We start from the raw sequence: 26,501 nt of genomic DNA, 5'->3' as shown, positions 1-26,501 counted from the left end.
CCGGCCGCAGCAGCCGCCCCAGGCCCTCATCCGTCCAGGTGAGCGGGGCCGACGCCGCTCACAGCCCGCCGGCACCGTCGATGACGAGGAGCACCCCGATCACGGCGAGGACCACAGCGGTGACGGTGCTGTTATGGGTCTCCAACCAGGTCCTGGCCCTGCCCAGCGGAGTGAGGACACGCTCCCCCCGCGCGATGTGGAGCAGCAGGGGAAGCACGACGGTGGAGACGGCGAGCGCGGTGAACACCGCCACGGCGATGACCGTACGGGGCGGACCCAGTTCGGCGGAGCCGATGGTCAGCCCTGCCGCCGCGGACAGCAGGATGGTCTTCGGGTTGGCCCCCGACAGCAGGAGCCCCAGCCGCAGGGCCTTGGCCGGCGTGGCGTCCGTGAGGCTCCGCATCCAGGCCGGGGTCCCTTTCTTGCCGCCGGAGAGCCACTGCCGCCCGGCGAGCAGGACGAGGACCGCGCCGAGGACGACTTTGGTCCAGGACGCCCAGGTCGGGGTCTCCTCGCGGGTCTCGATGACGGCCGCGAGTGCCGTGAACGCGGACGCCGCCACGAGGATTCCGGCCGCCCACCCGGCCAGGAAGGCTCCGGCCGTGGCCCTGGGCCGGGGAGTGAACAGCAGGAGGAGCGCCGGCACGATCGGCAACGGCGACAACGCGATGGCCAGGGCCAGCGGCGCCACCTCGCTCAGCACGACGTTCACGGACCACCTTCCTCCCGCCGCTGCACAGGGCCCGGGCGGCCTGGTCGACCTCAATTCTCCCGCCGGACGGGCTCCGGCGCCCGCAGTCCCGGGCGGGAACGGTCACCTGGCCGCACCCCGGGGCCGGCCCCGGCCGACGGAGCCGCACGGAGCCGCGCGGAGCGGGCGGTCAGGCCGCCGGCCAGTTGCGCAGCAGTGCGTCGAGGGCGTCGAGGATGCGCGCCCAGGTGTCCTCGGTGCCGCGCGGGGTGTGCTGGAAGCTCCCGGCCCGTTCCAGGGCGACGTAGCCGTGGAAGGTGCTGCCGAGCAGCCGGACGGCGTCGGTCTCGTCGGGTTCCGCGAGGTCGTAGCCGCGCAGGATCGCGCGTGTCATCTGCGAGTGCCGGACGCCGGCGCTGGCGCGCGCGGTCTCGGGGTCGAGTTCGAGCTGCGCGGCGGCGTAGCGGCCGGGGTGTTCGCGGGCGTAGTCGCGGTAGGCGTTGGCGAAGGCGGCCAGGGCGTCCTTGCCGGCGCGTCCGGCCAGGGCGGCGGCGACCCGGTCGGCGAGTTCCTCGAGTGCGAGCAGGGCGATCCTGGTCTTGAGGTCGTGGGAGTTCTTGACGTGCGAGTACAGGCTCGCGTCCTTGACGCCGAAGTGTCGTGCCAGCGCCGAGACCGTGACCTTGTCGAAGCCGACCTCGTCGGCCAGTTCTGCTCCTGCCCGGGTGAGTCGTTCCGCGTTCAGTCCTACGCGCGCCATGGCCTTCCCTCCGATCGACTGAGGCCATTATACATTTGCCTAATAGTCCTAGGTAATTTACGTTGGATCCTATGAAGCCGTTGACCGAGCAAGAGATCCGTGCCGCCTTCGTGAACTGCACCAAGGGCGAGGCGAAGCGACTGCACATCCCCCGCGACCTGGCCGAACAGCCCTGGGACGACCTGGACTTCCTCGGGTGGCGCGACCCGCAGGCGCCCGATCGCGCCTACCTCGCCGCCGAGTCGGACGGCCGCGTGGTGGCGGTCGCGCTGCGCTCCTCCGGCGCCGCCTCCTGGCAGGCCCGCCGCAGCATCTGTTCGCTGTGCGTGACCACCCACACCGGAGGCGTCTCGCTGCTGGTCGCGCCCCTGGCCGGGAAGGCCGGCAAGCAGGGCAACTCCGTCGGCGCCTACATGTGCAGCGACCTCGCCTGCTCGCTCTACGTGCGCGGCAAGCGGGAGACCGGCACCCGGCTGCACGAGTCGCTCACCGTCGAGGAGAAGATCCGACGCACCGCGGCCAACCTCGCCGCCTTCGTCGCCAAGGTCACCGTGTGAGCCGCGGCGGCGCGTCACCCCGGGACGTTGTCCTCGCCCTGCGCCGGCTCCTCGCATCACCGGACACCGGGCCCGCTGCGGCGGGCCCGGTGTCCGCCTGAGCCGCACCTCACCCACTCCCCGGGATCAGGACTTCCGGCAGCCGTTGCGAGCCGCCAGGGCCCCACCGCCCACGGGCCGGTGCCGGTACTACATGCAGGCACCGGGGTAGGGGTTGGGCTGGTGTCCGGTGGTGAGGGGGGTTGCGGTGGTGGCGGCCGTGTCGAGGGTGTGGAAGAGGGCGCGTGCGGCGGCGCCGGTCACGGACATCTGGGTGGCGGCGGTGAGTTCGCTGCCGGTCATGGGGTTGCGGCCGGCCTGGACGAGGGCGGTCACGCCGTCGGCGCCGAAGGCCTTGACGGTGCCTTCGAGGTCGAACACCGGGATGGTGGTGGCACCGAGGCCGGTGAGCATTCTGATGTCGTTGACGACGGTGGTGAGGTTGTCGTACGGCGGGATCCCGGTATTGCCGATGGTGACCTGTCCCGCAGTGCCGAAGTAGCGCTGGATGTCGGCGAAGTAGGACGCCACGTAGCCGGATCCCAGGTCGATGCCGAAGGCACGGTAGGCCTGAAGGAAGTACTGGTCGTAGCCGGTCGGCGGGAACGCCGTGATGCCGAGCGCGGCCTGCAGGGCGATGCTGCCGTTGTCCAGGTCGTCCAGCGCGTAGGGCACGGGCGAGCCCGAGATCCGCATCCCGTTCTGGTGCGCCCAGGCGATGGTGTCGGCGTAGGTGTGGATCGCGCGGCACTGTGCGGCGGGGTCGAGGCTGTTGGCGTTCAGCAGGGCGTTGAAGCCGGTCAGGTCCTTCTGGGTGAGGGCCTGGGCCACGGCCTGGTCGCCGGTGGGGGATTCCAGGTCGAGTACGGCCTGGGAGAACTGCAGGTCGTGGGCGAGCGACCAGACGTGGAAGTCCTCGACGGCGCTCTGGACGAGGGCGGCGTTCTGCTCGGTGTCGAAGGTGCCGTCCGACAGCGGCACGGTGATCCAGGCGCTGACCGGCACGCCACGGGTGTTCGCCTGCTCGACCAGGGCCAGAGCGTCGGTGCGCTGGTTCTCGCCCGGCAGCGCGGGGCCGAAATCCGAGCCGTACACGAGGTCGAGGTAGAGCGGACTGTGGCCGGCGGCCAGGGTGTTCCACACGGTGTCGGTGAACGCGCTGAGGTCCCGCGGGCAGGTCAGCGGGTCCACCGCCAGACACGGCTGGACCGACTGCCCCGCCCAGAACGCCACCTGCGCGGCGAGGGCTCGGCCGGCGGGTACGGCGGCGGGTACGGCCGGCGCTGCGCCGGCGCTGGTGAACACCGAGCAGACGAGCGCGCTCGCGGCAACAAAAGCGGACGCCCTGGCGGACAGTGGATTTCTCATGGGTCTTCCCGTTCGCGGTCGTTGTCGGCGATGTGCGTCGTCGCCGTCGGGCAGCGACGTCGAGAGGGGCGGGACTGGTCCGAGCGGGGTGGGCCCCTTCGCGACCGAGTCGGGGAGCGCGTCGCGAAGGACCGCTCCGGCCCCGGCGGACGCGACCTCGGACGGGTCGGATCCTCGCGTGGCCGGAGAGGCGTCCACCGTTTTCACGTCCGGGCCGGAAGGCCCGGCCTGCCGGTGGGCGGGGCTCAGATCTGGATGAGGCCGAACCGCCCTCCGCTGCCATCGGCCAGGCAGACCAGCAGGTGGAACGGCTGGCGATAGTGCCTGGTAGGGCCACCACACGATTCCTATCCCGACCTGGCCGCTCCCGCCCTCGCCAGGCACCTAACGGGTGACCACTCTCCGCAACATTGGATTGAACTGCCCCACGCTTCACGGAGTTCGCCATCGTGCCGTCCTGAAGCCCACGGAAACCGTCCCGGCTGCGCGAACCGGCCCGACGGCTTCTCGCTCTGCGGGACACGGCGGCCGCCACCGGGGACAACCACGTGGTGTCGGTGGCGGGTTCACCCGCCTGGGGCCCCAGGCGGGTGCACATGCGGACGTGTCCGCCGTACACCGGGCCGCCACGGGACGGTTGCCTGGTGTTCGGGGAGGAGGAACACACCCGGGGAGGAGGAACGCGCCCGGGCCGAAGGGATGTGGTCAGCCGGCGATGTGCTCCGGATAGGCGGCGGGGGCCGGGTCGTGGGGCAGTTCGCGGTTGCGGGTCTCGGGGAGGCAGGTGGCGGCGATGGCCGCCAGTGCGTAGGCGAGCCCTGCGAAGAGGGCGATGCTCGCCGCGAGTCCGAGGCATCCGGAGAGGTAGCCGACGAGAGCGGGGAACGCGGCGCTGACGATGCGGCCCAGGTTGTAGCAGAAGCCCTGCCCGCTGCCCCGGACGCGGGTGGGGTACAACTCCGCGAACAGGGCGCCCAGTCCGCCGGGGATCCCGGCCGAGAAGAACCCGAGCGGCGCGCCCGCGATGAGGGTGCCGAGATCGCCGAGTGGCAGCAGCAGGTAGGGAACGAGGGTCACGAGGCAGCACAGGGCGAAGAGGACGACGTTGCGGCGGCGGCCGATCCGGTCGGAGAGCCACCCGGATGCGAGGTAGCCGAGGAACGAGCCGGCGATGAAGACCGCGAGGTGCCCGCTGCCGCTCATCGACAGGTGCCGGGTGGTGTGGAGGTAGGTGGGCAGGAAGGTGGTGAGGGCGTAGTGCGCGCCTGGCCGTCCCCCGTGGTGATCGACCACCTCGGCCTGCCGGGCGCATCCGAGGGCGCCGACCGCGCGGTACTGGACCTGGCCACGCGCGACCACGTGTGGGTCAAGGCCTCCGCGCCCTACCGCTGCGCCCCCGACGCGCCCGGCCTCATGCTGCAACGCGTACTGGAGGAAGCGGGCCACCAGCGCCTGTTGTGGGGCAGCGACTGGCCCTGGACCCGCCACGAACACAGCAGGACGTTCGCCGACTGCCTCGCCTGGCCGGCCGCGCACGTCGACCCGTCGGTCCTGCGCGCCGCCGTCACCACGAACCCGGCCCGGCTGCTGAACTGGTCACCCCGGCGAGGAGCAGCAACCGGGCCGCAGGCACCGGCGTAAACGATCACCTGGCCACGCCGGCGGCCTGGCGGCCGGTGAGGGCGCGGGGCGTCAGGGCGCGGGGATGCGCTGGGTGAGGAAGAGGGCGGCGCGGTCGAGTGCCTGGTCGGCTTCGTCGAGGGTGCCGCCCGCGAAGGCCTGGAAGACGTGGGGGGCGTCGGCGGTGATGTCGAGGATGACGTCGACTCCGGCGTCGCGTGCGCGGGTGGCGAGGCGGGTGGAGTCGTCGAGGAGGATTTCGTTGGCGCCCACCTGGATGAGGAGTGGGGGGAAGCCGGTCAGGTCGGCGAAGAGGGCCGGGCTGAGGAGGGGCTGCTCGGGGTCCTGGCCGGCGAGGTACATGGCCCCGGTGTGTGTGACGGCCTCGCGGGTGAAGATCGGGTCGATGCCCTCCTTGGTCGTCATGCTCTCCCCGCTCCGGGTGGCGTCCAGGCCCGGGGAGAAGACCACGATCGCGGCGGGCAGCGGCAGGCCCGCGTCGCGGGCGGCGAGGGCGGTGGTGACCGCGAAACCGCCGCCGGCGGAGTCCCCGGCGAACGCGATGGCGGACGGCTCCAGGCCGCTGTCGAGGAGGGCGCGGTAGGCGCTCAGGTTGTCTTCCAGGCCAGCCGGGAACGGGTGCTCGGGGGCCAGCCGGTAGTCCACCGAGTACGCGTCGAGCCCGGTCTTCGAGACGAGCTGCGCGGTCAGCGACAGCGCGGTCTCGGGAGAGCCGAAGACGAATCCGCCACCGTGGAAGTACAGGATCGTGCCCGGGCGCGCGCCGTTGTCCGGTGTGACGTGCAGGGCGGGCCGGGCGCCGAGCGTGGTCCGCGAGGTGCGGACGTCGTCCGGCACGATCATCGTGTCCATGAGCGCCCTGAACCCGGCGCGCAGCTCCTCGACGGAGCGTTGGCCCTCCGGTCGGGGCCGGCGGAGCATCGCGTCGATCTTGGCGAGCTGTTCCTTGCTCATCTGCGTTCCTCCTATGAAATGGCTTCCTCTACACTATATGCCGTGGAATATACATCGGATGGCGCCGCCGACCTCCAGGGATTCTTCGCGGATCTCGTCCGCTGCGAGACGCGCCTGTACTACGCGCTGAATGACCGCCTGCGCGAGCGGCACGGCATCGTGACGTCGCAGTTCGAGTTCCTGCGGTTCCTGCGCGAGCACCCGGGGGCCCGGGTGGCCGACCTCGCTGCGGAGTTCGCCATCGGAGCCGGCGCGACCAGCAAGGGCGTCGACCGCCTGGAGAAGCAGGGCTGGGTCGTCCGCCAGGCCAACCCGGCGGACCGCCGGTCCTCACTGCTGGCCCTGACCGACGACGGCTCCCAGCTCCTCGACGCCGCCGAGGCGACCTTCACCGCAGGCCTGAGCGAGCTGGTCGAAGGCACCCTCGACCAGTCCACGACGGCGGCCGCCGCCCTGGCCCTCCGCCGGCTGCGCTCCGCGCTCGAACGCGACCAGATCGGCACCCCCACCGGCTGAAAGCACAAGCCCGGCCACCTGCTCGCCTACGCTCGGCCCGGCGACACCACGCTCCTCCGCCGTCACCTTCGGCGAAGGCCCTGCTGGGGTTGCCTCCGCGGCCGGCAAGGCGCACGCTGGGGGGTGTCCCCTGGAAGCCGCGTAGGGCGAGAGCCTCACGGAAAGCAGGGAGCTCGGGAGCATCACCGCCCCATCCGGAGGAGCGGCCCCACCCCGAGCAAACCCGGGTGAAACGAACCGTCCGATCCGACTGCGCACGGACGGAGGCCCCAGCGGGGGTCGCTCTCGGAACAACATCACGCCGCGTCGTACGCGACGCTCGCTCCGTCCGGCCAGTGAGCACGGACGGCAACCAACGAAGCATGAACAGGCGTCAAGAACGAGAGTGTAAGTCGCAGGAGCAGTAGAGGCCCCCTCCTGGTAGAGGGGGCCGACGCCTGCGCCGGGCAGGCCTCGACGCGCACCGCGCGAACAGCGGCACTCGCCGCCGTCTCAAGCCCTCCCCTGTCGGCTTCGGTGTCCGTTCGGGGCAGGGTTCAGCCGTCCAGTGAGAGTGCGTTCTTGGCGTGCGCGACGGATTCCTCCGAGGCGGGTCCGCCGGGGTTCTCGGTGGCCAGGGCCTGGTTGAGGGTGACGAAGGGGCGCATCCGCCGCTCGTAGCGGGCATACGCGGCGCGGTGGTCGCCGCCGGCCCGGGCAAGGCAGTCGGCCAGCACGTGGGCGCCCACGAGGGCCAGGCTGGTGCCCTGCCCCGAGAGAGGGGAAGGGCAGTAGCCGGCGTCTCCGAGCAGGGCCACCCGGCCCCGCGACCACTGGTCCATGCGGATCTGGGCCATCGCGTCGCAGTAGAAGTCGGGGGCCTTCCGGGCGGCCTCGGCCAAGCGGGTCCCTTCCCAACGCATCGACGCGAGCTTGTCCACGACGAGCTGCCGGAGGGCGGCGCCGCCGCGGAGGTCGTGGGCGAGGGGGGCGGACTCGAAGCCGAAGGCGATCCTGAGTTCGGTGTTGTCACGCACGGGCATGATGCCGAAGCCCGCGTCGCCGTCCCGCAGCCATACCTGCCAGTTGTCCAGGGCGAGGAAGTTGTCCGCGCTGAACACCGAGAGGTAGCTGCCCAGGTGGTGGGCGAAACGCTTCTCCGGCCCGAAGGCCAGGCGCCGTACGGTGGAGTGCAGGCCGTCAGCCCCGACCACGAGATCGAAGGTGCGGGACGGTCCGTGCGCGAAGTCGACGCGCACGCCGGTCTCGTCCTCGTCCAGCGCGGCGATGCTGTCGCCGAAGAGGTACTCGACGCCTGCGCGCGTGTGCTCGTGCATCATCCTCACCAGGTCCTCGCGCAGCACCTCGATGTCCTCGCTGTCGAGCCGTCCGCTGCTGAAGGTCGCCTCGGTGGAGCGGTCGACCTCGCGGCCGTCGGGGCCGAGGATCGACATGCCGCGCATCCGGGTCCGTACGCTACTTGCCTGCTCCAGCAGGCCCATCCGCTCCACGACTTCCAGCGCGACACCGCGGATGTCCACGGCCTGTCCGCCGGGGCGCCGGCCCGGAGCGCGTTCGACGACAGTGGGCGCGAAGCCGTGGCGGCGCAGCCAGTAGGCGAGGACGGGCCCGGCGATTCCGCCGCCGGAGATGAGTACGGTCTGCATGAGGAGCTCCTCCAGTGCTCTGTACGATGTACGCGCCCTGAACGTACGCCGTACGCGCAGAGCCTTCAACCAGCCGTCTACGCGACGTGTACTAGAGCAGTCCCGTTCCGTTCGGCGTTACCGCTGCTACCCTCTGTCCTAGTACACAGAAGGAAGGCGGCAGGTCGTGACGAAGACCACAGGGACAGCCGGTGATCCGCCCTATCTGCGCATCGTCGCCGCGATCCGGCGGCGCATCGCGCACGGTGAACTCGCCCCCGGGGACCGGGTTCCCTCGACCCGGCAGATCGCCGCGGAATGGGGCGTCGCGCTCGCCACCGCCACCAAGGCCCTGACCACCCTGCGCCTGGAGGGACTTGTCGAGGCCCGGCCCCGGATCGGCACGGTCGTCGCCGGAACCGCCCCCGCCGCACCGGCCCGCAGGCGCCCGTCACCCGTCCCGGACCCCGAGCAGGAGCAGGAGCAGGAGCTGAGCCTCGACCGGATCGTCCGTACCGCCATCGAGATCGCCGACGCCGAAGGGCTCCCGGCGCTCTCCATGCGCGGCGTCGCGGCCCGCCTCGGCGTCGCGGCGATGTCGACCTACCGGTACGTCCCGAGCAAGGAAGACCTCGTCCTGCGCATGGCCGACGCCGCGTTCGGCGAGAAGTCCTACCCCGCAGAAACCCCCGACGCCCCCGACGCCCCCGACGCCCCCGAGGATTGGCGCACCCGCATCGAGCTGGGCGCCCGGACCCTGTGGAGCCTGTACCGGCAGCACCCGTGGCTGGCGCAGCTCGGCTCCCTCACGCGCCCGCTGCTCGTGCCCAATCTGATGGTCCACGGCGAGTGGGTGCTGAGCGCCCTCGACGGCCACGGACTCGACCCCACGACGCTGTTCGACATCCACGTCCTGCTCTACAGCCATGTCCAGGGCCTGGCGGTGCACCTGGAGATGGAAGCGCACGCCGAGGCCGCCACGGGCCAGTCGGAAGACCAGTGGATGGACAGCCGCGCCCCCGCCCTCCAGGAACTGGTGGAATCCGGCCGCTTCCCGGCCTTCACCAAGGTGGTCGGATCCTTCGAGGACGGCTACGACCTGCGCCTCGACGCGCTCTTCGAATTCGGCCTCAAGACGCTCCTCGACGGTCTGACGTCCATCGTCGAAGGCCAGGAGGCTGTCACGGGCGGTACCGCCGCGATCGGGGGCCCTCACCGTCCGGCGGAATCGCGGCTGCCTGCGGCTGACCGTTGACCGTCATGCCGCTGAAGTCCTTTGCGCGCGCTGCTGCCCGGATGATGAGGTGGCGCGGTGACCAACCATGACGAAGCGTCAGCCGTCCGACCGTTGACACTGGCTTGGGTGCGCCGGCACCTGGAGGCCGGCGAACGGATCGTCGGAATCGAGGCGCTGCACGGCGGCATCACTGCCGAGATGCGGAGGCTGACCATCGGCACGCGGGACGGAGGCACCCGCGACCTGGTGCTGCGGAGTTTCGTCGACCCGTTCTCCGTGGAGCGCGCCGAGGACTGGCTGGGCAGGGAGGCCGGCGCCCTGACCCTGCTGGCGGGGACCGGTGTGCCGGCTCCCGCGCTGGTCGCGGTTGATCCGAGCGCCGCGCAGTGCGAGTATCCGTCGCTCCTCATGACGCATCTGGCGGGCCGGACGGTCCTCGACGATGAGGGGGTGGAGACACGCGTCCCGCTGCTGGCCCGTCAGCTCGTGGCGATCCACGCGCTGCGGCCCGCCGAACAGCCCCGGGATTATGTGGCGTTGACGACCGCCGACACCGTCGTCGTGCCGAAGGGCGCCGACGCGGCGGCATGGGCCGCGGCGATCGACGTGATCCGCCGGCCCGCGCCGCCCGGTGAAGGGCGGTTCCTGCACCGGGACTTCCAACCCGGCAACGTGCTGTTCGACGTGCCGCCCCCAGGGCCGGCAGGTGCGCGGATCACCGGCGTCGTCGACTGGGCGGCGGCCTCCTGGGGCCCGGCGGATCTCGACGTGGCGCACTGCTCCACCAATCTCGCGCTGCTGCACGGCCCGGCGTGGGGTCAGCGGTTCGCCGAGGCGTACGAGGAGGCCGGCGGGGTGCTGGCCGCGACCGCGAGCGAGCGGCTGTACTGGCGGGTGCGGGACGGACTGGCGTGCTCGGAGGAAGTGCGGTCGGTGGCGCAGCCCTGGCGGGAGGCAGGGAGGGCGGAGCTGACGACGCGAGCCGTGGAGCAGCGGCTGGACGCCTACGTCACCTCCCTGATGGACGCCTGGGGCTGAGCCAGGGCCGGTCCGGAGCGGGGGCCGGAGCCCGGTCCGGAGCGGGGCCGGAGCGCGGTCCGGGCGCCGAGCGGCCTCTGCACCGCGGTGACGCTCGTCGAGCAGGTCGAAGGGCTCACCGCTCCGCCCGCTCGCAGGACTCCGCGGTGCCGTCCCGTGGCGCCGCCCCGTCCACCTCCGAGCCCGGCACGCAGCTCGTTGACCGTCGCGGCAGCCACACTGCGGCTGCGGCGCCGGCGGCCAGGGTGAGTGCCCCGGCGACCAGTGCTGCCGTGATCAGGCCGTCGATGAACGCCTGGCGGGCCGAGGCCAGGACGACGGACCTGAGCGCGGGCGGGACGTCTGCCAGGTAGAGGCGGGTGCTGAGGATGTCGGCCCTTGCTGCTTCAGGGAGTTGGGCGGAGTACGGGGACAGGGAGCGGTGCAGGCTGGAGGCGGACACGGACGCGAGGATCGAGCCTTGCAGGGCCACCCCCACCGCCGAGCCGACCTGGCGGGTCGCGTCGTTGATGGCCGAGCCGAGTGCGGCACGCTGCGCGGGAACGGCCCCCATCACGGACCCGGTTCCCGCTGTTGCGGCCATGCCCGCGCCGAATCCTGCGATGATCTGGAAGACGGCCACCCGCGGGTACCCGGATTCCGGGGTCGCTCCGGCCAGGACGACGAAGGCGGCGACGACGAGGGCCAGGCCGCTCACGACCGTCGCCCGCGCTCCCCATCGGGAGATCTGCGGCACCACCGCGACGGCCCCCGCGGCAAGGGCGAGCGGCAGGGGGAGGGTGCGGACGCCCGCCTGCCACGGCGAGTAGCCCAGCACCTCCTGAAGGTAGAGGGAGACGACCAGCAGGGCGCCGTACAGGGCCAGGGAGAGGGTGGCCAGGGTGGCTGCGGCGACGCCGATGCGCGGGTCGCGCAGGAAGGCCAGGGGCAGCATCGGCGCCGCGCTGCGGCTCTGGTGGACGAGGAAGGCCGCCAGCCATCCTGTCGCCACGGTGAACGCGGCCAGGACGGTCGTGCTGGTCCAACCCCGGGTCGGGGCCTCGATGACGGCCCATACGAGTGTCAGCAGTCCCGCGGCGGACAGGACCGCACCGGTGAGGTCCACGCGGCGCCGTTCCGTGTCCCGGGATTCGGGGACGACGCAGTAGGCCAGGACGATGGCCGTCGCGGCGATCGGGAGATTGATCCAGAAACCGGCGCGCCAGCCGTGGTGCTCGACCAGCCATCCGCCGGCCACCGGGCCGCTGGCGAATCCGATGCCGCCGACGGCAGCCCACAGCGCGATGGCGCGTTGGCGCAGCTGCGGTTCGGGGAAGAGGCTGATGACGGTGGACAGGGTGGCGGGCATGAGCAGGGAGGCCCCGGTTCCCATGGCGAAGCGCGCGGCGATCACCTGGGTGACGCCGCTGGCCAGGGCTCCTGCGGCGGATGCTGCGGCGCACAGGGCCAGGCCGGCGGTGAAGGCGCGTCTGCGGCCGATGCGGTCGGTCATCGCGCCGACGGCGAGGACGGTGCCGCCGAGGGCGAGGGTGTATCCGTTGACCACCCACTGCACTTGTGAGAGGTGGGCGTGCAGGTCGTTCTGGAGGTCGGGGGCGGCGACGTTGAGGACGGTGAGGTCCAGGCCCAGCAGGTACAGGCCGAGGTACATGGTGGCCGCCGCCGTCCAGCGGTGCCGGGCGCGGCCCGGGGTGGCGGGGGACGGTGGTCGAGCGGGTGTGTCGGGCATGTGGTCGGGGCTTTCTGCCGGGCCTGGCGAGGTCGTGTGCTGCCGCGGTGTCACCGTGCGTCCGTCACCGTGCGTCCGTCACCGTGTGTCTGTCGCCGAGGGGGTGCGGGTGGCGGTGAGGTCGGCGGTCAGCTGCCGGAGGAGGGCTTCGCGCTGGTCGTTGGGGTAGGTGTGGGTGCCGGGGAAGAGCCGTACCGGCGTGGGCATGGTGGCCAGGTCGTTCCATGCCTCCAGGTGCGGCAGCGGGTTGAGGGGGTCGTCGCGGCCGCCGTAGACGGCCAGGGACGTCTGCAGCGGCTGGTCGTCCTGGTAGCGGTAGTGGAGCATCAGGAGGACGTCGGCCAGGAAGGGGATGCCGACGGCGAGGACGGTGTCGGCGTCGTCGAGGAGCAGGGGGCCGAGGAGTTCGGCGATGCCCTCGCGGCCTGCGAGCAGGAGTTGCGGCATGGCGGTGCGGTAGGTGCCGAGGTGGGGGGCGGCCAGGCCGGAGAGCGCCAGCAGTTCGGGCGGCCGGTGGCCGAGGCGTTGCAGGCGGCGGGCCGTCTCGAAGGCGAGGAGCGCGCCGACGCTGTGTCCGAACAGTGCGTAGGGCCGCGGATCGGGGTCGGTGCTGATGCACCGGGCGATCGAGGCGGCGAGCGGGGCCGGGTCGGTCCATGAGGGGGTGTCGGCGAGGGCTTCGCGCCCGGGCAGGGCCACGGCCCTCAGTTCGACGGTGGGGGGCAGCACGGCTGCCCATGACGAGAAGTAGCTCGGGCCGAGGCCGCTCGGCGGCAGGCAGTACAGCAACGTCCGGGCGGCCGGGCGTGCGGCGAGGACCGCGATGGACGGCTGCGCGGTGCCGGAGGCGGGTGGGGCCGGTGAGTCCATGGGAGTTCCTGTTGCATCCGTGGGAAAAAGGCCGACAGGTCGAGAGCACCGACGGGTGCGTGCGACGGTGGGGCCGTCAGAGCGGCTGGTGCGGGGTGTTGACACGGATGCGCGGGAGCAGTCGGCGGGCGAGCGCCGTGATGCTGGTGGCGCTGGTGACCTCCACGGCGGGGATGTCGCAGCCGAGGCGGTTGGCGAGCATGGTCGACAGTTCTGCCGCCATGAGGGAGTCCAGGCCGAGGTGGTCGAGCCTGCGGGTGCGGTCGATGCGTTCGGGGGCGGTCTGCAGGACGCGGGCGAGGACGTCGGCCACGGCGTCCTCGACCAGGGTGGGCGCGGTGCGCGGGTCGGCGGCCGTGATGGTTTCGCGCAGGCTGGCCGAGGTGGCGGGGTCGGTGCGTTCGGGCAGCAGGGAGCGGGTGCGCGGGAGGTTCAGGGTGGGCAGGACGCGGGCGAGGCGCTGCCAGTCCGGGCGGGCGATCGTGACGACGTCGGTGTCGGCGCGGCCCAGGTGGTGGTCGAGGTGGTGCAGCGCTTCCTCGGCCGTGAGCGTTCCCATTCCGAGGGTGGTCATCTCCTGGGTCCGGGAGGTGCGGTGGACGTAGCCCGTGTCGGCGAGGGCGCCCCATTGCACGGCGAGGGCGGGAAGCCCGGCCCGGCGGCGCCGGCGGGCGAGTGCTTCCATCGCGAAGTTGGCGGCGGTATACGGGGTTTGGTGGATGTTGCCGATCAGGGCGGAGATGGAGCTGTACAGGACGAAGTAGTCCAGGTCGCGTTCGCGGGTGAGGGTGTCGAGGATGTGGGCGGCGGTCAACTTGGGTGCCAGCACGGCCCGGAGGCGGTCGTGGCCCAGTTCGGTGAGCGGGGCGTCGTCCAGGACCATCGCGGCGTGGACGACGCCGGCCAGGCGGTGGCCGGCGGCGTCGATGGTGTCGAAGATCCGGCGCATGGCGGCGGGGTCGGCGGCGTCGGCGGCGTGCACGGTGACGCTCGCGCCGAGGGCGGCGAGTTCCGCGAGCAGTGCCGGGGCTTCGGGGCTCCGCTCTCCGCGGCGTCCGATGACGGCGAGGCGGCGGGCGCCGCGACGGACGAGGTGGCGGGCGGTGGCCGCGCCGAATCCGCTCAGCCCGCCGGTGACGAGGTGGACCGCGTCCGGGTCCGGCGCGAAGGGCGGCGGGGAATGTTCCGCGGTCACCGGCTGGTCGAAGCTGATGACGACCTTGCCGATGTGGCGGGAGTGGCGGAGCTGGTCGAAGGCGTCACCGATCCGGGCGGCGGGGTGGACCTGGTGCGGCAGCGGCCGGTACGCGCCGCTGTGGGTGGCGTCGTGGATGGCGCGGATGTACTGCTCGCCCAGCCTGGAGGGCTGGTTGATCACGGGGTCGATGTCCACGCCGAAGAAGGACAGGTTGCGCAGGAATGGCGCCTGCGGCATGGGGCTGTCGGCCAGGAAGTCGCGTTTGCCGAGTTCGATGAACCGGCCGTGCGGCTTGAGCAGCCCGAGGCTGCGCAGTTGGGCTTCACCGGACAGCGAGTTCAGGACGACGTCCACACCGTGGCCGCCGGTGGCCTGCCGGACGTGTTCCACGAAGTCCAGGCTCCGGGAGTCGAAGACGTGCTCGATGCCGAGGAGGGACAGCAGTTCGCGCTTGGCGGGGGTTCCGGCGGTGGCGATGACCTGCGCGCCCAGGCGCCCCGCGTGCTGGAGGGCCGCGAGCCCGACCCCACCGCTCGCGCCGTGCACCAGGAGCACTTCCCCGGGCTGTAGGCGGGCGAGGTGTTCGAGGCTGTGCCGGACGGTGATGAAGAGCACCGGCATGGTGGCCGCTTCGGTGTCGGACATCGACGCCGGCAGGCGGTAGGTGTAGGCGGCGCGCAGGAGCGCGTGGGAGGCGAGGCAGCCCGATGAGCCGCCGGCCACGCGATCGCCCACGGCGACCGTGGTGACCTGGGGCCCCACGGCGGTGACGGTGCCGACGCATTCCAGCCCGATCGCCGGCATGCCGGGACGCAGGGCGCAGGTGGTGAGCGGGATCCGGCCGGTGGCCATCATCGTGTCGCGGTAGTTGAGCGCGGCCGCGGACACTTTGACCACGACCTGGTCCGGACCGGGCTCCGGTGCCCCCTCGGGGGCGATGTGCCAGCCGAGCCTGGGGTGCATCCCCGGATCGCGCAGCGTGAGCACGTACGGAGTCCGCTCGCCGTCGGCCGCCGTGTCCAGCAGCGGCGGCTGGGGGCGGACCCGGGTCACGAAACGTTCGGTGGCGGTGAGCAGGACTTCTTCCGTCCCGCCGGGCAGCGCGAGTTCGGCGGCGAGCTGGTCGGCGAGCAGCGCGGCGTGACCGGCCTGAGCGGCGTGACCTGCGTGAGCGCCGTGAGCGCCCTGCTCGGGCGACTGGAGGGCGATCCGGCGCACCGTCAGGTTCGGGTGTTCGTTGGCGAGGGTGCGGGTGGCGCCCCAGATCGCGGCGGCCGCCGGGGAGGCCGGGGTCGGGGCGGGGGTACCGTCGGGGCCGTCGTCAGCTGCCGCGATCAGCCAGATCGTCGCCCGGGGCTGCTGTTCGGCGCGTTGGCACGCGGTCGCGACGGCGCGCAGGACGCCGAGGCCGTGCACGGCCAGGTCGGTGTGGTGGTGTGGCTCGGCGATGAGCGGGGTGTCGGCGATCAGGACGAGATCGAGGGCGGTGTCTTCGTCGCGGGCGCGGGTCAGGTGGGGCGTCCAGTGCGCGGGATCGTCGCCGACGGTCACGGTGGGCGCAGCCTCGGGGGCCAGCACCCGCAGGGCCGCTTCGGTGACGGGCTGGAGGGAGGCCGCCGGATCGCCGGTGTGCAGGGGGCAGACGACCCACCGGCGGCGCTGCGCGGCGGTCTCGGTCGCGGGGATGACGGAGTCGGGCTCCGGGGGCCGGGCGGCGCGTGCCGCGAGGACTGCGGACCACTCCCCGCCGTCCGGGACTGCGGGCCGCACGGGCCGGGTGAAGCCGGCGGCGGCCAGCAGGTGGGGCCAGTCGCGGTGCGAGATCAGCGGGCCGCGGGGGCGCAGGTCGAGGTCGGTGGCGGCCCAGAAGGAGTCCAGCAGCCCGAGTACGGGCAGCAGCCAGTCGGTGTCGTGCCGTTCGACGGCGAGCAGCAGTCCGCCGTCGCACAGCAGGCCGGCCGCCTGGGACAGTGCCGTGCGCACGTCCGGGGTGCCGGGCAGGGTGTTCGCCGCGATCACCAGGTCGAAGGAACCGGGCGTGAAGCCCTGGGCCGCCACCTCCTCGCCCGGGTCCAGCCGGCGGTATTCGATGAAGTCGTAGGCGGACAGGCGGGTTTGTGCCGCGGGGAAGCCGTCCGGTGTGCGGTCGGTGACGGTGTACCGGGTGCGGTGGGCCGGCAGGCGCGGTACCAGCTGGGCGGTGAGCGTGCCGCTGCCCGCGCCGAGTTCCAGGATGCGCAGGGCCCGCCCACGCGGCCAGGCGGCGACGATTCCGTCGAGCAGGCCCTGCACGTGGCGGTGCTGGCCGTCCACCACGTGGTCGTCCCGCCGGAACCGGTCGGCGAGCGCGTCGGCCGCGGATTCGAGGAGGTCGCGCGGGTCGAGGTCGCCGCGCAGCAGCTCGCTCAGGCGCCGGCCGCACACACCGTAGGCCTGCACGGCTGTGGCGGCAGCCGGGAAGTCGCGCAGTGCCGCAGCGAACTCCCGTTCCGGCCGGGGCCGCCCGACCGGCCGCCAGGTTCCCGGGGCGGTTTCGGCGAGGACGCCGTGCCGGGTGGCGGCGGTGATGAGTTCGGGCAGCAGCCGGGCGGGGGCGGCGACGGCCCCGGCGGCGGTGAGGTCGGCGAGGGTGAAGCCGTCCCGGCCGGGCAGCATCGCCTCGACGGCTGCGCCGAGGAAGTGCGCCTGCACGCGGCCGAGGCGGGCGCGCAGCTCAGCCGGCGGGCTGAGGTGCCGCGCGGTGTCCGGCGCGGCCGGCTCGCAGGGCCGCCACAGCCGCTCCGGCCGGGGCAGCGCGGGCATCTCCAGGTGTCGGGAGCGTCCCAGCGGTGCGACGCGGACGACCTCGGTCAGCTGCTGCGCCTCCTGCCTGGTCGTGCTCTCCAGGCGGCGCCCCTGGCATCCGGTCAGCTCCATCACCACCGTCCCGTCGGGGGCGGCGACGGACACGTCACACACGAGGCGGTGTTCGGAAACCTCACGGGCACACACGTGCAGGACCCCGAGTTCGGGCATCGGGTGCCAGCAGGCGACGGCCTCGATGCCCGTGGGCAGGAAGGGCAGGGGGTGTCCGAGGACCGCGGTGGAGAGCTGGATGCCCGCCTGGAAGGCGACGTCCAGCACGGTGGGGTGGGCGGTGTGCTCCGCTCCGGTGGCCACGGTGGCCGCGTAGTCGGCGAGCAGTTCGCCGTCTCCGACGTGCAGTCGGGCCGCCGTCCGGAAGGCCGGCCCGTACATCAGCCCGGTCCTCGCACAGTTCCGGTAGTGGTCCTCGGCGCTGACGGCGCTCGGCATCCGTGCCCTCAACCCGTCCAGGTCGAGGGGGGCCGGGGCCGGGCGCAGCAGTCGGCGCAGCCGGCCGCGTACGTGTTCCGTCCACGGTCCGCCCGCTTCGCCGCGGCTGCGGATGCGCAGGGATCCGCCCTCCCCGAGGTCCGTCTGCACGTGGATCTCGGTGTCCGGGTCGGGTGGCAGGGTGAGCGCGCGCTCGATGGACATGCCGGTCACCTCGGCCGGTGTCCCGAAGACCTGCCGGCCGGCTTCCAGGGCCATGTCCACGTAGGCCGCCGCGGGCATCACCACGGCGGTGGCGATCCGGTGGTCGGGCAGCCAGCCCAGGGCTGACGGGTCGAGCACCTGGCGCCAGGCGGGTTCAGGGCCGCCCTGCCGTGCGCCCAGCAGCGGGTGGTGCTGCCGCGGGCTCTCGCCCTCGGCCGAGGACTCCAGCCACCACGACGGGTCCCCGTTGAAGTGCCGCTCGCGCTGCCACGGGTAGCCCGGCGCGCAGACCACTCGCGCGGGCCGGGGAAACGGCACGCTCCAGTCCACCTCGCCGCCGGCGGCCACGACGCGTGCGAGCGCACTCTCCAGGGCTGCGGCTCCCGCTCCGGTGCGCGAGAGCGTGGCCACCACGGCGACCTCGTCGTCCTGCTCGGCGGCGATGCGCCGCAGGTAGGTGCCCAGCGCCGGGTGGGGGCCGATCTCCACCAGCACACCGCAGCCCTGACCGGTGATCATCTCCAGCACGGCCTGGTGGAAGCGGACGGGGGCACGCACGTTCCGCCACCAGTACTCCGCCCCCAGATCGCTGCCGCGCGCGAGCGTCCCGGTGACGGTGGACACCAGCGGGAGACGGCCCTCCACCGGGAGGAGGTCGGCCAGCGCGTCCTTCAGCGGTTGCCGCAGGGTGTCCATGGCCGGGCTGTGGAAGGCGTAGTCCAGGCCCAGGTCCCGGAAGAACGTTCCATGTTCCTGTGCCTCGCGCTCCAGTTGGGCCAGCGCCTGTGCGTCTCCGGCGACGGTGACGTCCCGCGCGGTGTTGACGCCGGCCACGACCACGTGGTCCTGGTACGGGTCGCGGCCCAGCCACGTCTGCGCCTCCCGCTCCCCCAGGCCCAGGGCCGCCATCCGTCCCTGCCCTGCCGTTCCGCCCTGGGCGCGGCTGCGGGCGGCGATCAGCCGGCAGGCCGCGGAACGGTCGAGTACGCCCGCACAGTGCGCCGCCGCCACCTCGCCGACGCTGTGGCCGACCACCGCCCCGGGGGTGACACCACGGGCGTGCAGTGCGGCGGCGAGCGCCGCCTGCACCACGAAGAGCGCCGGCTGGGTGATCTCGGTGCGGCCCCACCGGTCGCGGTCCGGACGAGCGAGCTCCTCCTGGACGGACCAGCCGAGCAGTGGCGCCAGTTCGAAATCGAGCGCGGCGACCTCGGCGGCGAAGGTCCGGTCCTGGGCCAGCAGGAGCGAGCCCATGCCGGCCCACTGGGACCCGTTGCCGTTGAAGACGAACCCGATCCGGCCGCCGCGCGCGCCCTGGGCCACGGCGGCTCCGTCGACGGGCTCTCCCGCCGCCAGGCCTCGCAGGGCGCGGGCCGCCTCGCCCGCGTCCCGCGCCACGACCACCGCCCGGTGCTCGTGGCGTGCCCGGCGCCGGCACGAGGTCGCCGCGAGGTCGTAGAAGTCCCGCTCCTCCAAGGCCTCAAGGTGTGCCGCCCAGGCCAGCGCGCCCTGGACGAGGGCTTCGCGGGTGCGGGCGCTGACCATGACCGGGAGCCCTCGCACGGGTCCTGCGCCGCCCCCGGCAGGGGACCCGCTTCCGGTGGCCGGCTTCGGTGGCGCGGCCATGATCACATGGGCGTTCGCCCCGCCGAAGCCGAACGAGTTCACCCCCACCACATCGCCCTCGCGCACCTCCAGGCTCCGTCGGGCGGTCACCGGCGCCAGACCCAGCCCGGCGAAGTCGATCCGCCCACTGAGCGGTTCCGCGTGCAGCGTCGCGGGGACGGCTCCCTCGCGCAGCACCAGCAGGGCCTTCAGCAGGCTCGGCACGCCCGAAGCCGCCTCCAGGTGCCCCAGGTTCGACTTCACCGACCCCACCGGCAGCACGCCGCCGCCGGCCCGGCGCGCGGCTCCCAGCACCTCGCCCAGGGCCTCGCATTCCACCGGGTCACCCGCCTGTGTCCCCGTCCCGTGCGCCTCCACGTAGACGACCCGCGCCGCCTCCACGCCGGCCTGCGCGTACACCCGGCGCAGCAGGTCGGCCTGGGCGCGGGCACTGGGCAGGGACAGGCCCTTGGTGCGACCGTCCGCGTTCACCCCGGACCCGGCGATCACCGCATGGACGCGGTCCCCGTCGGCCAGGGCCGCCACCAGCGGCTTGAGCAGCAGCACCCCGGCGCCCTCCGCCCGCACGAAGCCGTCGGCGCCTTCGGCGAACGGCCGGCAGCGCCCGGTCGGCGAGAGCATGGAGGCCTGCGCGAAGCCCACGTAGAGGGCCGGGCTGAGCATCACGTTCACCCCGCACGCCAGCGCGAGCCGGCTGTGGCCGCCGCGCAGGTGCTCGCAGGCGGTGTGCACGGCGGTCAGGGCCGAGGCGCAGGCGGTGTCCACGGAGAACGAGGGCCCCCGCAGGTCGAACACGTGGGAGAGGCGGTTGGCCGTGTTGCACAGCACCATGCCGGTGTTGCTGTACGCGTTGACGGTCCGCAGCCGCCGCTGCTGCAGATCGGCGAAGTCGTGGGACGAGACGCCCACCACCACCGCCGTGTCGCCGCCGGCCAGCACTGCCGGGTCGATCCCCGCGTCGTCGAACGCCTCGACCGCGCACTCCAGGAGGAGCTTCTGCTGCGGGTCCATGCGGGAGGCCTCCCTCGGGGAGATCCCGAAGAAGTCCGCGTCGAACGCGGCGACGTCCTGTGCCAGGAAGCCGCCGTCGTCGGTATAGGTCTTTCCCGGCCGCGCGGACCCCGGCCCGCCCGGCGCGAGGACGCGCGCCACGTCGAAACGGTCAGGGGGGACCTTGCCGACCAGATCCCGGTCCTGAACCAGGGCCTGCCACAGGCCGTCCAGGCTGGTGATGCCGCCGGGCAGCCGCACACCGACACCCACGATGGCCACGGCCCCACCCCCGGAGGGCGTGTCCCGGCCCGGCGCCGGGGAAGGGCCGGACGGCTCGGCTGGTGACAGGCTCAAGGGTCGGCTCAAGGGTCGGCTCCGAACTCGGGGGTGCTGCTGTTTTCCCGAACTCTCCCGACAACAAGCGGTGGATCGTACACCGACACGCTAGCCCTGGCACGGTGATCATCCAGTTGGATCGGCAGTCGATCCAGGTTTGAACCGGGGGTACGTGACGCGACCGTTCTTCACGCTTCTCCTGAGCGTGATGCGTTCGAATGATTGGGCCACGGTGGTCGCGGGTCATCGGGGTGGGGTTCGCCGGACCACCGCGCCCGATCCGGCGAGCCAGGAGACCATCCGGCTCCCCGCATCGACGGCGGCGCGTTGCGCCTCACCGGCGGCATAGCCGTTCGCGACGATGTCCGGCCGGTCCACGAGGTTCCGGCACGCAGTGGTCAACTGCTGGTAGCCGACCAGCAGTCGGGACCACAGCCGCTGTCCCGTCGGGTCGGGCACCGTGAAATACTCGTCGGCCCGCCAGGTCGCCCCGGCGAGCTGTTCGCAGGTGCCGCCCACTGTGCGCAGCTCCGCTTCGACCTGAGCGTCGGAGGTGGCGTTCGCGGCGCCGCCCATTGCGGCGGCGAAGTCACGCTGCGCCGCGTTGAGCTCGTTGATGTGGTCCAGGCCTCCGACCGCCGCCCAGGCCTGGTTCTGGGCCAGCGCGATCGCCGCCGAGGGAGCGCTCGTCGTCTGGTCCAGCATCGACTCCGCGCGTTGGGCGTTCCCGCTGCCCGAGCCGGGCAGCTGAACGACGGTCACCGCTGCGCCGGCGGCCCCGGCCACCACCGCCGCGACAGCCGCGACGGCCGCCACCCGGGCGCCATACCGCCGCCTCCGGCGGGGCAGCCCCACCGCGACGGGCGGCGCGACGTCAGGCGGTACCGCGGCGGGGCGCAGCCCGGCCCGGACGCGCCGCCACAGCAGGCCCGCCCCCCGGCCCACGAAGGCGGCCAGGGCCGCCACCAATATCCCCAGGGTCAGCGTGTAGGCCGCCGCGATCTCCACCAGCCTCCACACCGCCCCCGGCCTCCACCCACAGGTGTTGGTCATGACGTTGAACGGGCCGAGGCAGCCGTCCGCACTCGCCAGAACGAAGGTGCCCACCATGCCGATCAGGCCGGCGACGCCGGCTGTGACGAGCCCGGCGAGCAGCCAGGCCGCCCTCGTCACGGCGGCGACGACCACGGCGGTCAGTGCCATCGCGGCGCAGATCACCAGGATCGGCCACATCAGGTAGGTGATCTGGAACGGGCCGGTCATCCGCACGGCCGCCGGGCGCGGTGTGTGCATGTGGGCCTTCGCCGCGGCCAGGGCGGCCCAGCAGAGCAGCCCGCCCGCCAGGCCGGCGACCAGGAGCCTGCCCGGGCCGGGCAGCGCGGCGGCGTTCGGTGACACGGCCAGGGACAGGGGCGAGGGCGAGGGCGGCGGTGCGTCCGGGCCGGGCGGTACGTCCGTGTTCGGCTGTGCGTCAGCCGCCCCCGGCAGCGCTTCGGCGAGCCACTTCGCACGGCGCCCCGGCCGGCGCAGCGCCAGCGCGAGCAACGGCAGCATCCAGAGCAGCGACTCGGCCCACCACAGGCTGTGGGCCTCGTTGTCGGTGCCGGGCAGGACGCCCACCACCGCGACGACCTCCAGCAGCGGGCCGATGTGCGCCGGCGGCAGCCCGGGCAGACCGTACGAGCCCAGGAGCCCGGCCGTGGTGAACGGCCACCCGTCGGTCAGGACCTCGCCCTGCGCGTACCACCAGTACAGTACGCAGGCGAGGGCCAGCGAGGCGGCGGCCAGGCCCACGACCATGACGGGGCGCAGCGAGCGCCCGCGCCAGGAGGCGATCCACCACTCGGCGTTCTGAGCGGTCCAGGTCATCGCCAGCACCAGCGCGGCGACGAGGATCAGCAGGGCTTCGGGGTGGTTGGGCCACCAGTGGTTCCAGGCCGCCCTTGGGCCGAGCAGTTCGGCCGCGACGACGCCGGTGCCGAGCCACAGGCCGACGGGCCATCCCGGTGGAGTCGGCCGGCCGGTGAGGACGGCGTACACCACGGCACGCCACAGGGCGACGCCGCCGATGCCGACGACGAGTGTCGCGATGAGGACCGCTTTCGCGGGGAAGGCCTCGTAGGGCAGGCTTCCGAGCTGCCAGACGAGGATGTCGGCGGCGAGCCCGGTGAGGAACAGGGGCAGGGCGTCCAGCGCGAACAGTGCCTTCGGGTCGGTCAGGGAGGTCCGGCGCAGTTCCCAGGACGGGTGGGTGCGCCAGAGTTCGACGAACGCGGCGAGGGCCCGCGGCAGTGCGCGGCCGGAGCCCGGCCGGACGGGGACGTTCCAGGACTCCCGGCTCGCGCCCCAGCGGGCCGCCATGAGGTCGGCGTAGATCTCGCGGTTGCGCAGGATCCCGGCCCGCGTGAGGTGGACGGACACCGCGATCAGGAGGCCGAGCACCAGTTCGTGCGTGTTGAACGGGGCGAACTGCCCCCGGACGTCCGCGGTTCCGGTGAAGAAGAGGTTCTTCACGCCCACTGCGGCCCACGGGAGCAGGACCAGCACAAGGAAGACGCGCCACAGGGCGACGGTGGCGTAGGTGATGCCGATGTCCTTGTTCCGCAGGTGCGCGAGCTCGTGCAGGACCACGGCACGGAACCGGTCCCGGTCCGTGCCGCTTGTGGCGAACAGCCCGCCGTACAGGCAGACCGTGGGGTTGCGCCAGCGGCCGAACACGACGGCGCCGACCTCCGGCACGACCGGGTCGACGACGAACCGGGGCGTGCGGGCGAGCCCGGCCGTGTCCACCAGCTCGTCGAGCTGCTGCCGCAGCCGTCCGGTCGTGTCCAGCTCCTCCAGGGCGACGACCCGGGAACGGCGCGCCTTCCACACCGGCAGCAACCAGTACACCGTGAGAACCACGACGACCAGCAGCGCGCCCACGGCGACGGACACCCCGTCGAAGTTCTGGACGTAGCGCGCCGCGCACACCTTGAGCGCGGACTGGTTCCGGGTGGACAGGACGTAGCCGGCATTCATGGGTGCGCCCGGGTCGAGGCCCGCGGCCAGCCAGCAGGCCATCTCCTTGTCGGCCTGCTGGGAGGAGGCGAGGAGCTGCCAGACGGTCCTCGGGACCATGCTGGCGCCGGCCGCCGCCAACAGGAGCAGGAGCAGAACGAAGCGCAGGGTGGTGCCGGCGGCGAGGACCCGCTCGTCGGGCGGAGCCGGGGCCTGCCGTGGGCCTGCCTCGGGGGCGGCGTCGGCGGGCGCGTCGGTCATCGCGCCTCGCCGTCGGCCGCCGGGTCGGGTTCGGCCGGGTCGGATTCGGCCGGGTCCAGTGCGGTGCGGTGCGGTGCGGCTTCGGCCGACTCGTGTCCGGTGTCGCCCGGGTCGGCCAGGGCCAGCCGGGCCACCACCGCGTCGGCGATCGCCGACGCGCGCTGTTCCGCCAGGCCCCGCTGCGCGGCCGAGTCCAGCACCGACTGCCGCACCTCGACGAGCTGCTCACGCGTCAGCGGAGGGATCGTCACCGGCACGGCCCCCTTGCGGAAGACCTTGCGCAGCCCGGCTCTCAGCCCCTTGGCGGCGCCGTCCACCGCAGCGTCCGCGATCCTCTGCCCCACCTGGTCCAGCGCCAGCCACACCACGGGGGTCACCAACGCGGCGACTTCGCCGAGGCCGAAACCCAGTGGTTCGCTCCGGCTGCGGCCCGCGAGCCGGCGCACGGCCGATGCGTCGTCGAACCGGGTCAGCCACGCCACGAGCGGCAGTTCCTCTGCGGCGGCCTCGGCCACCACGTCACGGACCACGTCGCGTACTCGTGCCCCGCCCGGCGCGGCCTTGCGGCTTTCGGAGTGAGCTGCTTCGGAACCCATGGCACCTCCGTGGCCAACTCGCGGCACGCCCAGGCCGGTTGCCGCACCGGTCTCACCTTGACCCAAGGAATCCGACGGGGCAATACCCGGCGGCACTCCCCGTACAATGCGGCGCCGCTGCGGCCGACCGGCCGTGCGCGGCGGCGTAGCCTGGCGGACGCCGGTGCCAGAAGGTCGGCCGGCGGGGAAGCGAGCAGGTGGCCTGGCTCGTCCACCACGGGCAGACCGCGCGCTTGGCCGCCGACGCCAGCGGTGCGCACAAGAGGCATTCCGTCGGGACGACAGGATTTGAACCTGCGGCCACTTGACCCCCAGGGCCGATGTGACCCTGCGTAACGGTTCAAGTGGACATCAGATAGATCGTGTGCAGATAATGCTATCGGGGAGCGGGTGGGTTCGAGGCCGTTCCGAAAGAGCCTCGTTCGGGCCGCACAGCACCGCGTGCCGCAGATCGAGGTCGCGCTGCCGAATGTGGACGCGGAGTCAGGCCCTCCCTATGCGTTCAGTTCACCAGCCAGGGCGAAGGGAACCCAGTGACGCACAGTAACGGCAACCAATGCACCGAGCAGGCCGCAGAGGCCCGCTACCAGAACTCGTTCGGCCGGGCCGCCGGGTACCTTCCGCCGGACCGGGCCGTCGTCCACGCCTGGCTGGACGAACTCGGCGGGTACGTCGAGCGGCAGCAGGCACAGGGCGCCATCGTCCGGCACAACTCGGTGGCCGGGCTGGCGAGGCTGATCGACCGGGATCCCGTGGTGCGGATGTACGTGAGCCTGATGATCGAGCAGGCTGCGGAGAGCTGGAAGGGCAAGGTGCGCGACATTCCCGACCTGCTCGACCACCTCGACGCCATCGTCACCTGGGCCCCGCGCTACACCGACAAGATCCACTTTCCGATGTCCGCCCTGTTCGTCGACATGATGTACACGCCGGCCGGAGAGGCCGTCTTCCGCAACAGGGACCTCAACAGGGCACTCGTGGGGATCCTGCGGGAGTGGTGCACGTACCTGGACAGCCCTGCCAGCCGCGAGGTGCTGACCACCGACCAGTGGCTGTCACCGGATGCGAGGAAGGAGCTCAAGCTCGACGACTTCGAAGTCGATTTCACGCAGCCCTACGGTGGGTTGGCCTCGTTCAACGACTTCTTCCACCGGGAGGTCAGGCCCGGCAAACGCCCGGTCGCGGGCGACACGGATCCCAAGGTCATCGTCGCCCCCAACGACGGCAGGGTGGTCAAGATCCAGGGGAACGTGCGGCGCACCGACGAGTTCTGGGTCAAGGGCCAGCGCTACTCCCTCTACGACATGCTGGACGGCAGCGATCTGACGGACGGCTTCGTCGGAGGCGACGTCTACCAGTCGTTCCTCTCCGGCGGCGACTACCACCGCTGGCACACCCCGGTCAGCGGTACGGTCATCAGCGCACGGGTGGTCGAGGGGCTGACGTTCACCGAACTCGAATCGGCGGGCCACGACGAGGATGCCGGCGTTCAGTCGCAGATCTACGAGGCCTCGGTCAACGCCCGCGCCCTGATCTTCGTCAAGAGCCCCGACCCCGTCGGCATCGTCTGCGTGATGCCCATCGGCATCACCGAGATCTCCTCGCTCACCATCGGGGTCACGCCGGGGCAGCACGTCGACAAGGGCGACGAGCTGGGATATTTCAGCTACGGCGGCTCCAGCATGGTCCTGGTCTTCCAGCCGGGAGCCGCAGCCGCCTTCGACGTGCCGGACAACACGACCGGAGACATGGAGAAGGGCCAGTGGTGCGCGGTCAACTCGCAGATCGCCCACACCCGTTGAGCTCAACGCCGTTGCGTTTGGCTGTTCGGCGGCTGGTCAAGTCCCTGACGACGAGGAACGGGACCTCTGGTAGATCACTTGCGTCAAGCAAGATGATCAAGACCCAGGGGTCCCGTTGCACGCCGCCGCCGGCAAACGCAACGGCGTTGGTCTCCGGCTGCTGAAT

The 26,501-nt window shown here is 72.6% G+C and carries 17 protein-coding genes; 6 read left to right on the top strand and 11 right to left on the bottom strand.

Annotated features, from left to right (window positions below; all coding sequences use genetic code 11):
* Positions 1-58: 58 nt before the first annotated feature.
* A complete protein-coding gene (locus tag AB0R04_RS03760) occupies positions 59-712 on the bottom strand; it encodes a GAP family protein (protein WP_363367870.1) in 654 nt (217 codons plus the stop codon).
* Positions 713-881: 169 nt separating this feature from the next.
* The gene (locus tag AB0R04_RS03755) at positions 882-1,451 is read right to left on the bottom strand and encodes a WHG domain-containing protein (protein WP_363367869.1); all 570 of its coding nucleotides are present in this window, start codon (positions 1,449-1,451) and stop codon (positions 882-884) included.
* Between the two features lie 71 nt (positions 1,452-1,522).
* Between AB0R04_RS03755 and AB0R04_RS03750 the strand changes: the two genes are divergently transcribed.
* A complete protein-coding gene (locus AB0R04_RS03750) occupies positions 1,523-2,008 on the top strand; it encodes an FBP domain-containing protein (RefSeq protein WP_363367867.1) in 486 nt (161 codons plus the stop codon).
* Between the two features lie 189 nt (positions 2,009-2,197).
* Here AB0R04_RS03750 and AB0R04_RS03745 read toward each other — a convergent pair whose 3' ends face one another.
* Complete coding sequence (locus AB0R04_RS03745; protein WP_363367865.1) at positions 2,198-3,415, bottom strand: hypothetical protein; 1,218 nt, start codon at positions 3,413-3,415, stop codon at positions 2,198-2,200.
* Between the two features lie 705 nt (positions 3,416-4,120).
* Positions 4,121-4,708 (bottom strand): MFS transporter, encoded by a 588-nt coding sequence (locus AB0R04_RS03740; protein WP_363367863.1) that lies wholly within the window; start codon positions 4,706-4,708, stop codon positions 4,121-4,123.
* On the opposite strand from AB0R04_RS03740, the gene AB0R04_RS03735 reads away from it, so the two are divergent.
* Positions 4,694-5,056: an amidohydrolase family protein gene (locus tag AB0R04_RS03735; protein WP_363367861.1), complete on the top strand. Its 363-nt coding sequence runs from the start codon at positions 4,694-4,696 to the stop codon at positions 5,054-5,056. The two genes, AB0R04_RS03740 and AB0R04_RS03735, sit on opposite strands and share 15 nt — an antisense overlap.
* A gap of 51 nt (positions 5,057-5,107) precedes the next feature.
* Here AB0R04_RS03735 and AB0R04_RS03730 read toward each other — a convergent pair whose 3' ends face one another.
* Complete coding sequence (locus tag AB0R04_RS03730) at positions 5,108-6,010, bottom strand: alpha/beta hydrolase (protein WP_363367859.1); 903 nt, start codon at positions 6,008-6,010, stop codon at positions 5,108-5,110.
* A 42-nt stretch (positions 6,011-6,052) separates the two neighbouring features.
* Here AB0R04_RS03730 and AB0R04_RS03725 point away from each other — a divergent pair, with 42 nt between their 5' ends.
* Positions 6,053-6,526, top strand: a complete 474-nt coding sequence (locus tag AB0R04_RS03725; protein ID WP_363367857.1) for a MarR family transcriptional regulator — start codon at positions 6,053-6,055, stop codon at positions 6,524-6,526.
* Between the two features lie 536 nt (positions 6,527-7,062).
* On the opposite strand, the gene AB0R04_RS03720 is transcribed toward AB0R04_RS03725, so the two are convergent.
* Complete coding sequence (locus tag AB0R04_RS03720) at positions 7,063-8,172, bottom strand: FAD-dependent monooxygenase (protein ID WP_363367855.1); 1,110 nt, start codon at positions 8,170-8,172, stop codon at positions 7,063-7,065.
* A 166-nt stretch (positions 8,173-8,338) separates the two neighbouring features.
* Here AB0R04_RS03720 and AB0R04_RS03715 point away from each other — a divergent pair, with 166 nt between their 5' ends.
* Positions 8,339-9,406: a TetR/AcrR family transcriptional regulator C-terminal domain-containing protein gene (locus AB0R04_RS03715; RefSeq protein WP_363367853.1), complete on the top strand. Its 1,068-nt coding sequence runs from the start codon at positions 8,339-8,341 to the stop codon at positions 9,404-9,406.
* Between the two features lie 57 nt (positions 9,407-9,463).
* On the top strand, positions 9,464-10,426 hold the full coding sequence (locus tag AB0R04_RS03710) for a phosphotransferase (RefSeq protein ID WP_363367851.1): 963 nt from the start codon (positions 9,464-9,466) through the stop codon (positions 10,424-10,426).
* A 115-nt stretch (positions 10,427-10,541) separates the two neighbouring features.
* Here AB0R04_RS03710 and AB0R04_RS03705 read toward each other — a convergent pair whose 3' ends face one another.
* From AB0R04_RS03705 to AB0R04_RS03685, 5 genes are all read right to left on the bottom strand, one after another.
* Positions 10,542-12,155, bottom strand: coding sequence for an MFS transporter (locus AB0R04_RS03705; RefSeq protein WP_363367850.1), 1,614 nt, complete (start codon positions 12,153-12,155; stop codon positions 10,542-10,544).
* 78 nt (positions 12,156-12,233) lie between these two features.
* Complete coding sequence (locus tag AB0R04_RS03700; protein WP_363367848.1) at positions 12,234-13,025, bottom strand: thioesterase domain-containing protein; 792 nt, start codon at positions 13,023-13,025, stop codon at positions 12,234-12,236.
* Between the two features lie 76 nt (positions 13,026-13,101).
* Entirely contained in the window at positions 13,102-20,619 is a 7,518-nt protein-coding gene (locus AB0R04_RS03695) for an SDR family NAD(P)-dependent oxidoreductase (protein WP_363367846.1), read from the bottom strand.
* Positions 20,620-20,919: 300 nt separating this feature from the next.
* Entirely contained in the window at positions 20,920-23,937 is a 3,018-nt protein-coding gene (locus AB0R04_RS03690; protein WP_363367844.1) for a M48 family metalloprotease, read from the bottom strand.
* Positions 23,934-24,533: a hypothetical protein gene (locus AB0R04_RS03685; RefSeq protein WP_363367842.1), complete on the bottom strand. Its 600-nt coding sequence runs from the start codon at positions 24,531-24,533 to the stop codon at positions 23,934-23,936. Before AB0R04_RS03685 ends, AB0R04_RS03690 begins: the two co-directional genes overlap by 4 nt.
* Before the next feature lie 533 nt (positions 24,534-25,066).
* On the opposite strand from AB0R04_RS03685, the gene AB0R04_RS03680 reads away from it, so the two are divergent.
* Positions 25,067-26,335 carry a phophatidylserine decarboxylase associated domain-containing protein gene (locus AB0R04_RS03680; protein WP_363367840.1) on the top strand — a complete coding sequence of 423 codons (1,269 nt, stop codon included), beginning with the start codon at positions 25,067-25,069 and terminating at the stop codon, positions 26,333-26,335.
* Positions 26,336-26,501: the final 166 nt, after the last annotated feature.

The sequence above is a fragment of the Kitasatospora sp. NPDC056731 genome (genome assembly GCF_040687675.1).
Taxonomy (GTDB): domain Bacteria; phylum Actinomycetota; class Actinomycetes; order Streptomycetales; family Streptomycetaceae; genus Kitasatospora.
The sequence above is the reverse complement of the archived record's forward strand: the minus strand, read 5'-3'. Positions and strand labels throughout refer to the sequence as shown.